The following is a 14523-nucleotide window of genomic DNA, read 5'->3' on the forward strand; positions in this document are numbered from 1 at the left end:
GGCGACTGGCTTTGAGCTGTATCCAATTTTATTTTTCGTTTTCGATTGAGGCTTGAACTTTGGTTTCAAGCTTGTTATAAAAGCCTCCGCAGACCGCTCTGGAGAAGGATTTGGTTGCGGCGCGAAAAACAACATTCAAGGGGATGACATGAATAAATCTGAACTAATCGAGAAAATCGCTTCTGGTGCTGACATTTCCAAGGCCGCTGCCGGCCGTGCACTGGATTCTTTCATCGACGCTGTGACTGAAAGTCTGAAAGATGGCGGTAAAATTTCTCTTGTTGGTTTTGGTACTTTTGAAGTACGTCAGCGCGCTGAGCGTACCGGTCGCAACCCACAAACGGGTAAAGAGATCAAGATTGCTGCGGCCAACATCCCAGCTTTCAAAGCTGGTAAAGCGCTGAAAGACGCTGTCAACTGATTCATTGACGACGCAGCCTGAATAAGGCGTTTGTACAAAAGCACTGCCAGGCAGTGCTTTTTACGAGATGAAGGTTGGTCTATCCCGGATAGACAACCGGAGTGACAACTTGAAACAGGTTATCCCTGGTTACTCCTGAACAGTTTCATAAAGGCGCATCCAGAAAGAGATGCGCCTTTTTATTTTAATAATAATGCACAAGCGGGACATCCGATGTTAGAGAAGATTCGTGACGGTTCCCAGAGCGCGATTGCCAAGGGCATTCTCGTGCTGGTGATACTATCCTTCGCCTTTGCCGGCGTGAGCAGCTATCTGGGCTCGACCCAGGAAGCGCCTGCGGCCAGCGTTAACGGTGAAGACATTTCCAAGAACGAGCTGGAGCAAGCGTTCCAGAATGAGAAAGCCCGTATGGAGCAGCAGATGGGCGAGATGTTTGCCGCACTGTCTGCCGATGACAATTACCTGCGTTCGCTGAAGCAGGGTGTGCTCGACCGCCTGGTGGCTGAAAAGCTGATGGACCAGACTGCCAAGCGCATGGGGCTTAGGATCTCCGATGAGCAGATCAAACAGGCCATCATGAACGAGCCGGCTTTCCAGACCGATGGCAAGTTCGACAATGATCGCTACCTCGCCATCCTGAGCCAAATGGGTTACAAGACCAACAGTTTCCGCGACATGATGCGTGTTGATATGACCCGTCGCCAGTTGATTAACGGTTTGGTGGGTTCCGAGTTTGTGCTGCCAGGTGAATCGACTGAAATTGCCAAGCTGCAGGCCCAAACCCGTGACGTGCGTTTCCAAATGGTTGATGCCGAGCCTTTCGTTGCCGGGATCAGTGTCAGTGACGAGGATGCCAAAGGTTTTTACGATGCCAATCAGGATCAATTTATGACTCCTGAGCTCGTCAGCCTTGAGTATGTGGCTCTGAATGCGGCCGATTTTGCGGCCGATATCAGCGTCAGCGATGATGAGGCCAAGGGCTATTACGACGAGCATCAAGGTCAATACCGCACCGCCGAAAAGCGTCTTGCCGCCCATATTCTGGTGGGATTCGGTGATGATGAAGCGGCTGCCAAGGCTAAAGCCGAAGCGCTGCATCAGCAGCTGGTCTCTGGAACCGACTTTGCCGAATTGGCCAAGAAAGAATCCGAAGATACCTTCAGCGGCGCTCAGGGTGGTCAACTGGATTGGTTTGAGCAGGGTGTAATGGATCCCGCCTTCGATGGTGCACTGTTTGCGCTGGAAAAGGGCCAATATTCAGAGGTGGTGAAATCCGACTTTGGTTTCCACATAGTCAAGTTGCTGGACGTCCAGGGTGGTGATCAGGCCAGCTTTGAATCGGTAAAAGACAAAATCCTCGCGCAGTTGAAGGAAAAACAGGCCGTTGACAAGTACTATGGTCTGCAACAGAAACTCGCTGACATCAGCTACGAAGTACCGGATACCCTGGCCGAGGCCGCCAAAGCCATTGGCGCCGAGGTGAAGAGTACCGAGCTGTTTGCCCGTGACATGGCTCCTGCCGAACTCAATCATCCCGAAGTGCTTAAAGCGGCGTTCTCCGATGCTGTGCTGCACAGCGGTATGAACAGCGAAGTGGTTGAGCTGGCTCCAAACTCTGTGATGGTGGTTCGGGTCAAGGAACACAAAGCCGCCGGTACCCAGCCATTTGATGAGGCCAAGGCCGACATCATTGCCCGCCTGACTCAGGAAAAAGCCAACGAAGCCGCTATGGCCAAAGCCCAGGAATTGCTGAGCAAGTTCAATGCCGGTGAAGCACTGGAGCTTGAGACCAAGGCCGCTGTCGCCCGCTATAGCCGTGAACTGGACCCTTCTATAGTCAATAAGGCTTTCCAGATGGCCGTCGGTGCTGCCGATACCGTCAGTCTGGCTTCCGGCTATGCCCTGGTGGTGCTTGACAAGATCAACGAGGCAAGCTCCGTGGATGAGGCTACGCAAAAAGCCCTGGCCAGCCGCATGGCCTCCCAGAACACTGAGGCCGCTTATCGTGCTTTGATAGACAGCCTGAAGGCCAATGCCGAAATCAGCTACAGCGCGCTGTAACAGGTTATAACAACAGAAAAGGCCGCTGCTTATTTATGCAGCGGCCTTTTTTATTGTCACCCTAAAACCACCTCCTATGGAGGTGGTGATCGTTCTGGTGGGGCTTTGCCCGGAGAATGCCCATGCTAAATACTCCCTCGGTTTGTTACCAGCAAATCAAGGAGTAAGTAGCATGAGCAGATATGAATCCGCGTCTCACGTATTCTATCGTTGTCAGTATCACCTCGTTTGGACACCCAAGTACAGGTACAAAATCCTGAAAGGTAATCTCGGCAGAGAGCTTTATCGAAGTATCTATGTTTACTGCAACATGAAGAAATGCAGAGTCGTGGAACTAAATGTTCAGGAAGATCATGTCCATCTAGTAGTCAGAACCCCACCCAGTCTAAGCGTGTCGGATTTAATGGGTTTTGTTTGTAGTGGTCAACAATTTCCGGACTGTAAGTTAGGTTGATTTTCTGCTCGCGCAGGGGGCAACCAAGCGTTGTAGCTGTGGGGCCGTCGCCGGTTGTAGTAGTCCATCAGGTAAAAACTGATATCTTTCATTGCTTCTCCCCTGGAGCTATATCCGGTCACGGGTACCCACTCGGTTTTCAAACTGCGGAACAAGCGCTCCATCGGTGCATTGTCCCAGCAGTTGCCGCGGCGACTCATGCTTTGGGTCATACGATAACGCCACAGATGTTGCCGAAACTGGCGGCTGGTGTATTGGCTGCCCTGATCGGAGTGGAACATTACACCCTGTGGTCGTCCCCGTTGTTCATACGCCATGGTCAGCGCTTTGGTTGCCAATGTCGCATCGGGTTTATCCGACAGCGCCCAGCCGACCACGCGACGCCGGTACAGATCGAGCACGACCGCCAGATAGCACCAGCAACTGCCCGCCCAGATGTAGGTGATATCCCCACACCAGACGTGATTTGGGCCACTCACCTTGAACTGACGGCTCAGGCGATTTGGGATATCGAGTCGTTCAACCGTGGCCTGTCTGTAGGCGTGAGCTCCGGGCTGCTTGCTTATCAACTGGGCTTCCTGCATCAATCTTCTGATCTTGAAGCGACCGATACGATACCCCAGCTTCCGCATCATCCGGACCAGGGTACGGCTGCCGGCAGCACCGCGGCTGAGCCGGAACAGCCGCTTGATATCGCTGCGCAGCGCCATGCGCTCAGGGTCAGGGCCTTGTTGCCGTTGCCTGTATTCGTAGTAACTGGATAGAGCGATATCGAACACTGAACAGACCAATTCGATTGCACCATGCTCCCTCAACTGGTCTATCAGCGCGTACGTTCGAGTTCGTCCGACATTAAGAGAGCTGTGGCCTTTTTTAAAATTGCCTTTTCTCGCTCAAGGCGGTTAATCCGGGCCTCCAATTCCTGAATTTTCTGCTGCTCCGGTGTCAGCGCTTTGGAACTTGGCGTCAGCCCGCCACGCTCCGCTCTCAACTGCTCAACCCAGCGGCGCATGGCGGTTTCACCCACATCCACTGCACGGCAGGCTTCCGGAACTGAATAATTCTGGTCGAGTACCAGGCAAGCAGCCTCATGCTTGAACTCTGGCGAATAAGTACGACGATTTCTGGTCATTGAACACCTCTTTTAGTGTGGCAATTTTACCACCTTAATGGGTGTCCGGAATTATTAGAGCACTACAGTTAAAGGGAGAACCGCGATCAGGATGTTTGCCAAATTTCCTTATTTAAGAAAGCACAAGCTCTGGGGGAATCACTTCTGGCAACGGGGTTATTTTGTGGACTCAGTAGGAGCAAACGAAGACATAATCCGTAGATATGTACGGCACCAGGAAAAGACAGCCAAAGAAGAAGAGAAACGGCAAATAGCGTTAGGGTTGGAAGGTTAGTTTTTAAGCCCCCTTTTAGGGGGCTGTGTCAAAGCCACCTGCTATGCAGGTGGATTTTTACGGGATTTTGTGGCTAACTGACCATTACAGAGGGTTACAACTGCCAGTGAATGGGGGCTAGCCCCTGTTGCTGTAACAGTGCGTTGGTCGTTGCAAAATGGCCACAGCCGAGAAAGCCCCTGTGGGCTGACAAAGGTGATGGATGAGGGGCCTGTAATACTGTGTGTTTTTTAGCGTCTATCAGTGCCGCTTTTTTGCGTGCATGACTGCCCCAGAGTAAAAAGATAACTCTTTCCCTGTATGTGCTGATCCCTTGAATAACCTTGTCGGTGAACTGTTCCCACCCCAAATGGGCGTGGGAATGAGCCTGGCCCCGTTCCACAGTCAATACCGTGTTGAGCAATAATACCCCCTGGCGTGCCCAGCTACTGAGATCGCCGTGGCCGGGTATGCTGAAGCCGGGAATAGTCTGCTGCAACTCGGCAAAGATATTGAGCAGCGAAGGCGGCGGTGGGCAAGGGTATTTTACCGAAAAGCACAGACCATGGGCCTGATTGGGACCGTGGTAGGGATCCTGGCCCAGTATCACCACCTTGATTTGGTCAAGGGGCGTTAAACGAAAGGCTTCAAATACCTGCTCCTTGGGTGGATAGACCTCAATGCCCTGGTTGCGGCGCTGCTGCACATAGGCCAGGGTGTCACGAAAATAAGTTTTCTGCTTTTCCTGTGCAAGCAACTGCGTCCAGTTCATTTCATTTTCCAGGTCAAGTTTCGGCATCATTATTGAAAATCACCCTGGTCAGTGCAAATAAAAAACGCCGCTGATTGCGGCGTTTTTTGAGTATCAAGTATCCCGGAAGATTAGATATCTTCCACGTCGAAATTGACTTCAGGATTGACGTCGGCATCGTAATCAATGCCATCGATACCAAAGCCGAACAGCTTGATAAACTCGGCCTTGTATTCGACGTAGTCGGTCAGCTGTGCCAGGTTTTCTGTGGTGATTTGTGGCCAGAGATCGCGGCAGTGCTGCTGGATCTCATCGCGCAGTTCCCAGTCATCCAGGCGCAGACGGTTTTCACTGTCGGTTTCAGCAGCTGAGCCATCGGCCTTGTAGAGACGCTCGCTGAACATACGCAGGATCTGCTCCATACAACCTTCATGCAGTCCCTGTTCGCGCATTTTTTTGAACACCATGGCGATATACAGAGGCATCACAGGGATGGCGGAAGAGGCCTGGGTCACCACGCTCTTGAGCACGGCCACATTGGCGCTGCCACCCTTGGCTGACAGTTTGTCATTCAGGGCATGGGCGGCGCGGTCGAGATCCATCTTGGCCTTGCCCAAGGCGCCGTGCCAGTAGATGGGCCAGGTCAATTCGGTGCCTATGTAGCTGTAGGCCACAGTCTTGCAGCCATCGGCCAGTACGCCGGCCTGGCTCAGGGCATCGATCCACAGTTCCCAATCCTGACCGCCCATCACAGTTACCGTATCCTGGATTTCCTGCTCGGTGGCCGGCTCCACACTGGCTTCAATAATGGTGTCCTTGTTGGTATCCACGGCAGTGGATGTATAAGGTTCGCCAATGGGCTTGAGAGATGAACGGATCAGTTCACCACTGTCCGGCAATTTACGTACCGGCGAAGCCAGTGAATAAACCACCATATCAATCTGGCCGAGATCGGCCTTGATAAGGTCAATCACCTTTTGCTTGGCTTCATGGCTGAAGGCATCACCGTTCAGGCTCTTGGAATACAGACCTTCGGCCTTGGCGAATTTGTCAAAGGCGGCAGAGTTATACCAGCCGGCGGTGCCTGGTTTGCTTTCGGTGCCGGGCTTCTCAAAAAAGACCCCTATGGTGGCGGCGCCACAACCAAAGGCGGCGGCAATACGTGAAGACAGACCGTAACCACTGGAAGCTCCGACAACCAGTACGCGCTTGGGGCCGTTGGCTATTGGGCCACGGGCCTTGGTGATATTGATCTGTTCCAGAACGTTGGCTTCACAGCCCTGGGGATGAGTAGTGGTGCAAATAAAACCACGGATTTTTGGTTTGATAATCATGTTTTAGCTTCTTCAGTCAACACTGGCATTAGGATAATGAGTTAGTCGTGGAATTGGCAGCCATTTTTAACAATCTACCGCCTTTTCACGAGTGGTTGGAGCAGTTCAGCGTTTGTGGCTGAACAGGCTCTGTTCTGCGATAAGTCTCTGGGTATACTCTTGTTTAGGCTCACAAAAAACTTGTTCGACCGGGCCTTTTTCTATCAATTTCCCCTTGTGCAATACCATTATCTTGTCACTGACATGGCGGATGATATTGAGGTTGTGGGATACGAAAATATAGGACAGTCCCAGCTCCTTTTGCAGTTGCAGCAACAGATTGAGGATTTGGGACCGCACCGAAAGGTCAAGTGCCGTCAAGGCCTCGTCGGCAATAATGATCTTGGGATTGAGCATTAAAGCCCGGGCCACGGCTACCCTTTGCTTTTGACCCTCGGAAATCATGTGAGGATAGAACTCCGCATGCTCCGGCAGCAGGCCAACCTTGCGCAAGGTTTCGGCTACCTGTATCTGGCGTTCCTGGGCGCTCATTTCGGTATTGAATCTTAAGGGTTCTTCCAGCAGCTCGCCGATGCTCAATCTGGGATTGAGCGAGGTATTGGGGTCTTGGAAGATCATGCGGATGAGCTTGCAGCGCTGCTTGACGTTGCGGCTCTCCAACGCCGTGCCCTCAAAGAAGATTTCCCCGCCGCTGCGCTCTTCTGCACCCACCAGGATACGGGCCAGGGTGCTCTTGCCCGAGCCGGCCTCTCCGACTATTGCCAGGGTTTCCCCCCGACCAAGTTCAAAGGATATGGGCGCCAGTGCTTCATGGTATTGACGCTGAAAACTGCGGTAACCGCTGAAATAGCGCTTGGTGAGATCATTGACCTTAAGCAGAGGTGTCGTCATGACCGGTCTCATTTTTGTAGGGGAAATGGCAAGCGTAATACCTGTCTTTCTGGTGGGTCAGCATGGGTTGACGCACGCACTGACGCTGGGCCTCGGGACAACGGGGCCCCAGACGGCAACCAATGGGCAGATGTTGCAACGCCGGCGCCGAGCCCGGCAAGGTTGGCATCAAGCTCTTGTGGGGCTGGGTTCCGGCATAGTCCGGCATATGCTGCAGCAAGGCCTTGGTATAGGGATGATAGGGCTCCTGCAGTAATTCCGCCGCCGGGCCTGACTCCATCACCTGACCCGAATACAGCACGGTCAGCTGGTTACACCAATGGGCCAGGGTCTCCAGCTCGTGGCTGATCAGCAAAATGGTGACCCCCTGCAGCTGGTTCAGCTGGGCCAGCAAGCGGAAGATCTGTGCCTGGGTGCTGGGCTCCATGGAGTTGGTGGGTTCATCGGCGATAAGCAGTCTGGGCTGATTGGCCAGGGCCATGGCAATCATCACCTTTTGGCATTCTCCTTCGGAAGTTTCCCAGGGATAGCTGGCCATTACCCTCTTGGGATCCTTAATCCCGACCTTGTGCAACCAGCGCTGGGCCAGCAGGGTGCGTTCTTTTTTGCGCCGCCAGAAGGGAACCTGTGGCTCTCTGGGCATGGCCTCAATCAGCTGACTGCCAATGGTCTGGACCGGATCCATACTGCCCGATGGATCCTGGAAAATCATCGCCATGTCGGAACCCATCAGGGCCCGGCGCTCCGACTCCGACATCTCCATCAGGTTACGGCCATCCCACATCATACGGTCGGCGGTAATAATCCAATTGGGGCCGGGGATCCCGAGAATGGCGCGGGCCAGCAGACTGCGACCCGAGCCGGATTCGCCCACCAGACCATGGACTTCACCTGCGCTCAGGGTCAGACTGACCCGCTCAAGCGCCTTGACCCGGCCGTGGGGCGTGTCCAGCTCTATGGTGAGGTTGCGGATATCGAGTAAAGGCATAGATTCAGTTCTTAATCGGCGCCAATGCCGATCTCAGGCCATCACCGACCAGGTTGACGGCGAGCACGCTAAAGAGAATGGCCAGTCCGGGAATGGTAATGGTCCAGGGGGCCGTCAGCAGGTTATCCAAGCCTTGGGCCACCATGGCACCCCATTCGGGACTTGGGGCCTGGGCACCCAGACTCAAAAAGCCCAGGGCGGCAATGTCGAGAATTGCTGCCGAGATGGCCAGTGTGGTCTGGATGATCACAGTTTCCCAGACATTGGGCATAATCACAAACCAGAAAATCTGCAGTGGGTTGGCCCCATCAAGCTTGGCGGCGGTCACGTATTCCTTTTGCAGCTCTTCATGCACCGCCTGGTGAATGGCGCGGACAAACTGGGGCGTCAGCGCAAAGCCCACGGCCCAAAAGACATTACCCAGGCCGGGACCGAGCACGGCGACCACCAGGATCGCCATCAACAAAGATGGGATTGACAGCAGGGCGTCCAGCAGATGCCCGAGGATACTGGATTTAAGCCCTTTCATCATGCCGGACAGGGAGCCGATAACAAAGCCCACCATCAGGGCCAGCGCCACCACGGCCAAAGACATACCAAAGGTCAGTTGGACACCATGGAGCAGACGACTGAATATGTCCCTGCCCAAATCATCTGTCCCGAGGAAGTGTTCCACATGGCCTTGGGGATCCCAGGAGGGGGGCAGCAGCAGGGCGTTGGGATCTTGAACCTCTGGCATATAAGGCGCCAGCAGTGGCCCCACCAGAGTCAACAATAGCAGAATGACAATGACCCACAATCCGGCCAGGGCAAAGGGGTTGGCCGCAAAGCTGTGCCACAGCCGCAGCATGGGGGACGGAATGGCGTCGTCCTGATAAATCTTAATTCGAGGCATAGAGTTCCTTCCTGCTGAGCGGGTTGGCTGCCGTGTGCAGTACCTCGATAAGAATGCTGAGGAAGATGATTAACACCGACACGGCCAGTACGCCTCCGAGGATCACCGTGTAATCACGCTGATAAATCCCTGACACCAACCAGGAGCCAACACCGGGCCAGGAGAAGATCACTTCGACCACTATGGCGTAGCTGGCAAAGGCGCCCAGCATCAGGCCCAGATGCTTGAGCAGTGGGATCAGGGCATTGGGCAGAGCATGGCGCACTATGATGGTCGCCGTGGCCAAACCTCGAGCTTCAGCTGCGCGAATGAAGGTCTGGTTCATCACATTCATCATGGCTGCGCGGGTAATTCGCACCACCACGGTAAAGGGCAGGATAGCCAGGGTGATCCCCGGTAGCACTATGTGACTCAGGGCATCCTTGAATGCGGGAATGCGGTATTCGGAGTCGGACAGCAGGGTGTCTATGAGCATAAAGCCCGTGACCGGCTTTATCTCATACAGCAGATTGATTTGTCCTGAAATCGGCAACCAGCCCAATTCGACACCGAACCACAGCGCCAGAGACAAACCGAGCCAGAATACCGGAATGGAGTAGCCGGTCAGGGTGATGGCCATGATGGCGTGCTGGGTCAGCTTGTGCTGGTTAAGCGACGCCAGCACGCCCAGTGGAACCCCCAGCAGCAGCGCCAGCATGGCGGCAAAGGCGGCCAACTCAAAGGACGCCGGCATGACCGAGGCCAACTCATGGGCCACTGGCTGCTGGGAGGTGACCGAAATCCCCAAATTACCGGAAAGCCGTTGATCCACAAACGCCAGGAATTGACTGAATTCCGACTTATCCAGTCGATAATCGGCAATGATTTGCATGGCCTCGGCCGCCGATGGATTCTCTATGCCCGTCAGGGCAAAAGCCCGGTCCACCGGAAACATGGCGGTGACATAAAACAGGATCAGCAGCATCAGCAGCGAGGTAGCCAAGAACAAGTTAAAGCGTCGCAGCAAGTAAATAGCCATCAGTGTGCTTGCTCCTTGTCGGACTCAATACTGATCTTACCAAAGGAAATGCCACCGAAAGCACTCAGGTGCATACCGGCAATTTGCTCTCTCTTTAACAACATGCGTTTGGCGTGGGCAAAGCTCATCATTGGAGCCTGCTCGGCCAGCATGGCCTCGGCCTCGTGATAAAGGGCCGTGCGGGCGCGAATGTCGTTGATGGCTTTGGCTGCGCGCACCATGGCATCAAACTCGGTATTGCACCAACGTGATCTGTTGCTGCCGGACTCCACCGAGGCGCAACTGAGCAAAGGGGTGAAGAAATTGTCCGGATCGCTGTTGTCTGCGTTCCAGCCAATGAGAACCGAGTCGTAGTCGCTGTGCGACAGCTTTTGGGTGAATACACTCCAGTCGTAACTGATGATATTCACCTTAACCCCAATCTTGGCAAGATCCGCCTGGATAAGCTCGGCGGTTTTCAGGGCGTTGGGATTGTACGCCCTTGCCACCGGCATGGCCCAGATATCAATGGTCAGTTTATCTATGCCAGCCTCGGTCAGCAGTTGCCGGGCTTTATCCTGAGAAAACTCAAAACCTGCCTCGGCGTCGCTGTTGTAGGCCCAGGAAGTGGGGGGCAAGATACCCTTGGCCTCGATGGCGCTGTTCTGGTATACGGCCCGCAAAATATTTTGTTTGTCCACGGCATGTGACAGGGCCCGGCGCACCCGCACGTCATTCAACGGCGGCTTTTGGGTATTGAAGGCCCAAAAGGCCACGTTTAATCCTGCGGTCTCGTCCAGCACTAATTGGGGGTGTTCACTTACCCGTGCCAGTTCTCCAGCCTTGGGCAGGGCCGATACGCTGCAATCCCCGGTAATCAGTTTCGATAAACGCACTGTGCTCTTTGAGGTGATATCAAACACCAGCATTTCTATCTCTGGTACTTTGCCCCAGTAACCTTCATGACGGCGGTAGCGGATGTACTCGTTTTTGACATATTCCACCAGGCGGAAGGGTCCTGTGCCTATGGCCAACTGATCGAGTTTTTCCGGGGTTCCGGCCCGCAGCAATTGCATCGCGTATTCCTGGGACAGAATTACCGCAAAATCGGTAGCAAGATTGGCCAGGAAGGAAGCATCGGGCCGCGACAGGTGAAACTCAATGCGGTAATCATCCAACTTGGTCACCGAAGTCACCAGGTCGGCAAAGTCTATGCTCTGGAAGAAGGGATAGCCACTGCGGGACACGTAATGATAGGGGTGATCTTCATCCAGAATACGATGGAAGGAAAACAGCACGTCGTCGGCGTTGAGTGTCCGGCTTGGGGTGAAGATTTTTGAACTGTGAAAACTGACGCCTTTACGCAACTCAAAACGGTAGTTCAGGCCATCAGCACTGACGTGCCAGGCTTTGGCCAAACCGGGAACAATTTTACCGCTGTCATCGTCGTAATCCACCAGGCGGTTGTAGAGCTGGTGTGAGGTGGCATCTATGGTGGTACCCGAAGTCACCAACTGGGGGTTGAAGGACTCGGGGTTGCCCTCCGAGCAATATACCAACCCGGGAGGCAGTTGCTGCGGGCCACAGGCAGAGAGCCAGCATCCCATCAGCAAGATTCCGGCGGTTCTGCAGAGCCTGATTGTCAGCGCATTCATTAATAAGTGGTTATCGATAATGGCGTTAATGGTTGATTTTAACAGCGCCGGCAAGAGATGGGCAATCTTTACGCCTTCTCCAGCAGATTGTATTTCTTCAAAATGCCCCGCAATTGGTGATAACTCAACCCCAGCAGATCCGCGGTCTTCTTTTGGTTGAACTGACCCGCTGCCAACGCCTGCTGGATGATATCTTTCTCCAGATCTTCGCAATGTTGCTTGAGATCTATGGGGAAATTGACCCGGCTGGCCGTGGAAACCTGCTGTGGCTCAGGTGCTGAAACCTCGGTGTCGGTGACTTTTATGGGCTGGCTGTGGCCATTACCATTGCCTGAGCGTCGCTCCACGGTGCGGATCCGTCCCTGGGGCCTGTAGGGGGACTCGAAGGGATCGAGGATGATGTCTTCTATGGGTTCGCCCTCGGCGCTGCTGCGGTAGACACTGCGCTCCACCACGTTTTTCAGCTCGCGGATATTGCCGGGCCAGTCATAATCCATGAGTTGCTCTTTTGCTTCGTTGCTGAAACCCGCGAAGAGTGACAGTTTTAGCTGTCGTGCCATCCCGACGGCAAAGTATTCTGCCAGCGGCATTATGTCTTCCGGGCGGCAGCGCAGGGGGGGCAGGGTGATCACATCAAATGCCAATCTATCGAGCAGATCGGCACGAAATTCGCCGGCCTCCGCCAGGGAAGGCAAGTCTTCGTTGGCGGCACAGATAAGGCGCACATCCGTCTGTATGGTTTTGCTGCCACCAACCCGTTCAAATTCACCGTACTCTATGACCCTGAGCAGTTTTTCCTGGATGAGCCCCGAGGTGTTGGCCAGTTCATCCAAAAACAGGGTGCCACCGTTGGCCCTCTCAAAACGTCCCTCATGCTTGCCCTTGGCTCCGGTAAAAGAACCCGACTCATGGCCAAAGAGTTCACTTTCAAGCAGATTTTCGCTCAGTGAGGAACAGTTCAGCTTGATAAAGGTCTGATCCCAACGTTGGGATAGATAATGCAGTCGCTCCGCTATAAGCTCTTTACCCGTGCCGCGTTCGCCAATGATAAGCACAGGTTTGGACAGGGGGGCGATGCGGGAGACATGCTCCAGCACTTCAAGCAGGGCGTTGGACTGACCTATAAGGTTGTCCTGTTGAAAGGTATTGGGCACGGTAGGTGTTGGTATTATTCGCTATTATTTGGTGAAATTCATAATAAGACCAGTATCCTAATAAATAAAGAAAATCTTAAAATTAGTTTAAGTTTAAGAAAAATAAGAAAAAATCAAAGTTGGCACGCAAAGTGTATTTATCATGGCGAAACCAACAATCTTGTGAGGATAGAATTATGGGTATTTTCTCTCGTTTTGCAGACATCATTAACTCGAACATCAGTGCCCTGCTCGACAAGGCGGAAGATCCGGAGAAAATGGTGCGCCTGATTATCCAGGAAATGGAAGACACACTGGTTGAAGTGCGTTCAACCTCTGCTAAAGTACTGGCGGAAAAGAAAGAACTGCTGCGCCGTATCGCCAGGGTTCAGGAGCAGGTGCAGGATTGGCAGGATAAGGCCGAACTGGCACTGTCCAAAGACAGGGAAGACCTGGCCAAGGCGGCACTGGTTGAGAAACAAAAGGCTGCCAACCTGGCTGATACATTGGAGCAGGAACTGGCCGTAGTTGAAGAACATATACTGCGCCTGAAGGAAGAAATTGCCCAGTTGCAGGAAAAACTGGCCGATGCCAAGGCCCGTCAGAAGACCATCATCATGCGCAAGCAAACGGCCTCCAGCCGCCTGGAAGTGAAAAAGCAGCTGGACTCCAGCAAGATTGACACCGCCATGATGAAGTTTGAACAGTACGAGGCCAGGGTGGAAAGCCTGGAGGCACAGGTGGAGTCCTATGATCTGGGGCGCAAGTCCAGCCTGGAAGACGAGTTTGCCGCGCTCAAGGCCGAAGATTCGGTGACCGCCGAGCTGGAAGCCCTCAAGGCCAAAGTAAAAGGCAAAACCAAAGCCAAAGCAGAATAACATTAGAATTTCAGAGGTGAGTTATGGATATGGATTTGCTGATGGCGCCTATCATTGTCTTTATGGTCATTGTGGCACCCATTTGGCTGGTTCTGCATTATCGCAGCAAGCGACAAGTGAGCCAGGGACTCACTGAAGAGGAATTCAGTCTGCTCAATGAGCTTATCGCCAAGGCGGAAAAGATGAACCAACGTATCGAGACCCTGGAATCGATACTGGACAGCGAAGCACCCGAATGGAGGGCGAAACATGAGAGACGGTAATGGCCGAACCCTGTATCGCATCCCCGCCGAAGGCAAGATCGCCGGGGTCTGTGCAGGGATAGCCGACTACTTCAACTTTGAAACCTGGTTGGTGCGCGTAATCGCAGTGTCTATTTTCCTCCTCGGCGGCTCTGGCATTGTCCTGGTTATTTACGTCGCATTGTGGATGATTCTGGATATCAAGCCCGGTGGCCAGAAGAGACCCAAGGATGAGTACCGAGACATAGAGGTCAAGAAAAAGGTATGGCAGGCAGGAGAGCCCGCCAAGCAGGCACTGATGGATGTCAATCGCCAGTTTCAATCCCTGGAAATGCGATTGCAGGAACTGGAACGCCACGTCACTTCAGACAACTTCGAGCTGAAGCGGCAGATAAATAACCTGTGAGTCACCGGGGCGGTTAATCCGCCCCTTGTCTT

14 protein-coding genes and 2 pseudogenes are annotated in these 14523 nt (G+C 53.5%); 7 read left to right on the top strand and 9 right to left on the bottom strand.

The annotated features are described in order from the left end of the window. Window positions 1–148 precede the first annotated feature (148 nt). The 3 genes and pseudogenes from JYB85_RS06560 to tnpA all read left to right on the top strand — a co-directional run. Window positions 149–421 (top strand): HU family DNA-binding protein, encoded by a 273-nt coding sequence (locus JYB85_RS06560; protein ID WP_207322572.1) that lies wholly within the window; start codon window positions 149–151, stop codon window positions 419–421. Between the two features lie 213 nt (window positions 422–634). Next, window positions 635–2482: a SurA N-terminal domain-containing protein gene (locus tag JYB85_RS06565; protein WP_207381549.1), complete on the top strand. Its 1848-nt coding sequence runs from the start codon at window positions 635–637 to the stop codon at window positions 2480–2482. A 172-nt stretch (window positions 2483–2654) separates the two neighbouring features. After that, window positions 2655–2897, top strand: a pseudogene (gene tnpA / locus JYB85_RS06570) (IS200/IS605-like element ISSham1 family transposase); the annotation flags it as partial. Between the two features lie 8 nt (window positions 2898–2905). Here tnpA and JYB85_RS06575 read toward each other — a convergent pair. Further along, window positions 2906–4068, bottom strand: a protein-coding gene (locus JYB85_RS06575; protein WP_207381550.1) for an IS3 family transposase whose coding sequence is annotated in 2 segments (ribosomal slippage) — window positions 2906–3813 and window positions 3813–4068 — 1164 coding nt in all. Because the reading frame shifts where the segments join, the coding sequence is not laid out codon by codon here. Between the two features lie 67 nt (window positions 4069–4135). Here JYB85_RS06575 and JYB85_RS06580 point away from each other — a divergent pair. Continuing rightward, window positions 4136–4342, top strand: a pseudogene (locus JYB85_RS06580) (transposase); the annotation flags it as partial. Between the two features lie 94 nt (window positions 4343–4436). Here the strand turns inward: JYB85_RS06580 and ung are convergent. The 8 genes from ung to pspF all read right to left on the bottom strand — a co-directional run bounded on the left by ung (window position 4437) and on the right by pspF (window position 12986). Next, on the bottom strand, window positions 4437–5093 hold the full coding sequence (ung, locus tag JYB85_RS06585) for a uracil-DNA glycosylase (protein WP_207381551.1): 657 nt from the start codon (window positions 5091–5093) through the stop codon (window positions 4437–4439). Window positions 5094–5203: 110 nt separating this feature from the next. Further along, window positions 5204–6406, bottom strand: a complete 1203-nt coding sequence (fabV, locus tag JYB85_RS06590; RefSeq protein ID WP_207381552.1) for an enoyl-ACP reductase FabV — start codon at window positions 6404–6406, stop codon at window positions 5204–5206. 105 nt (window positions 6407–6511) lie between these two features. After that, window positions 6512–7297 (bottom strand): ATP-binding cassette domain-containing protein, encoded by a 786-nt coding sequence (locus JYB85_RS06595; protein ID WP_207381553.1) that lies wholly within the window; start codon window positions 7295–7297, stop codon window positions 6512–6514. After that, window positions 7278–8285: a peptide ABC transporter ATP-binding protein gene (locus tag JYB85_RS06600; RefSeq protein WP_207381554.1), complete on the bottom strand. Its 1008-nt coding sequence runs from the start codon at window positions 8283–8285 to the stop codon at window positions 7278–7280. The genes JYB85_RS06595 and JYB85_RS06600 overlap by 20 nt, the downstream gene beginning before the upstream one ends. Window positions 8286–8289: 4 nt before the next feature. Next, entirely contained in the window at window positions 8290–9180 is an 891-nt protein-coding gene (locus JYB85_RS06605; RefSeq protein ID WP_207381555.1) for an ABC transporter permease subunit, read from the bottom strand. Next, window positions 9167–10198, bottom strand: a complete 1032-nt coding sequence (locus JYB85_RS06610; RefSeq protein ID WP_207381556.1) for an ABC transporter permease subunit — start codon at window positions 10196–10198, stop codon at window positions 9167–9169. The genes JYB85_RS06605 and JYB85_RS06610 overlap by 14 nt, the downstream gene beginning before the upstream one ends. Then, complete coding sequence (locus JYB85_RS06615) at window positions 10198–11832, bottom strand: ABC transporter substrate-binding protein (RefSeq protein ID WP_207381557.1); 1635 nt, start codon at window positions 11830–11832, stop codon at window positions 10198–10200. Before JYB85_RS06615 ends, JYB85_RS06610 begins: the two co-directional genes overlap by 1 nt. Before the next feature lie 68 nt (window positions 11833–11900). Next, window positions 11901–12986, bottom strand: a complete 1086-nt coding sequence (gene pspF, locus JYB85_RS06620; protein WP_207381558.1) for a phage shock protein operon transcriptional activator — start codon at window positions 12984–12986, stop codon at window positions 11901–11903. 176 nt (window positions 12987–13162) lie between these two features. On the opposite strand from pspF, the gene pspA reads away from it, so the two are divergent. From pspA to pspC, 3 genes are read left to right on the top strand one after another with little or no spacing between them, the layout of a single operon-like run. Further along, window positions 13163–13843: a phage shock protein PspA gene (gene pspA, locus JYB85_RS06625; RefSeq protein ID WP_207322581.1), complete on the top strand. Its 681-nt coding sequence runs from the start codon at window positions 13163–13165 to the stop codon at window positions 13841–13843. A gap of 23 nt (window positions 13844–13866) precedes the next feature. Further along, on the top strand, window positions 13867–14106 hold the full coding sequence (gene pspB / locus JYB85_RS06630) for an envelope stress response membrane protein PspB (RefSeq protein WP_207322582.1): 240 nt from the start codon (window positions 13867–13869) through the stop codon (window positions 14104–14106). After that, on the top strand, window positions 14093–14491 hold the full coding sequence (gene pspC, locus JYB85_RS06635; RefSeq protein WP_207322583.1) for an envelope stress response membrane protein PspC: 399 nt from the start codon (window positions 14093–14095) through the stop codon (window positions 14489–14491). Before pspB ends, pspC begins: the two co-directional genes overlap by 14 nt. Window positions 14492–14523 lie beyond the last annotated feature (32 nt).

This window comes from Shewanella sedimentimangrovi, assembly GCF_017354965.1.
Lineage (GTDB): Bacteria > Pseudomonadota > Gammaproteobacteria > Enterobacterales > Shewanellaceae > Shewanella > Shewanella cyperi.